A 479-nucleotide genomic window follows, 5' to 3' on the forward strand; every position below is an offset into this window, starting at 1 on the left:
ACTATTAATGATACCACTGCTCCTGTACCAGATGTAACTACATTGCCAACTGTTACAGAACAATGCAGTGTAACTAGCATACCTGCTCCTACGGCGACAGACAATTGTATTGGAGCTGTTACTGGAACAACAACTACTAGCTTCCCAATTACAGCATCAACAACTGTGGTTTGGACCTATACAGATGGCACCAATTCTAGTACGCAAAACCAGACGGTAACTATTAATGATACCACTGCTCCTGTACCAGATGTAACTACATTACCAACTGTTACAGAACAATGCAGTGTAACTAGCATACCTGCTCCTACGGCGACAGACAATTGTATTGGAGCTGTTACTGGAACAACAACCACTAGTTTCCCAATTACGGCATCAACAACTGTGGTTTGGACCTATACAGATGGCACTAATACAAGCACGCAAAACCAGACGGTAACTATTAATGATACCACTGCTCCTGTACCAGATGTAACTAC

1 protein-coding gene is annotated in these 479 nt (G+C 42.6%); it reads left to right on the forward strand.

Translation table 11 applies throughout. From position 1 onward, the window contains the following. Nucleotides 1-479, forward strand: a 479-nt coding sequence (locus tag K8089_RS16340; RefSeq protein ID WP_456237144.1) for a hypothetical protein, incomplete at both ends; no start/stop codon positions are given.

The sequence above is a fragment of the Aequorivita vitellina genome (assembly GCF_022008365.1).
Taxonomy (GTDB): Bacteria; Bacteroidota; Bacteroidia; order Flavobacteriales; family Flavobacteriaceae; genus Aequorivita; species Aequorivita vitellina.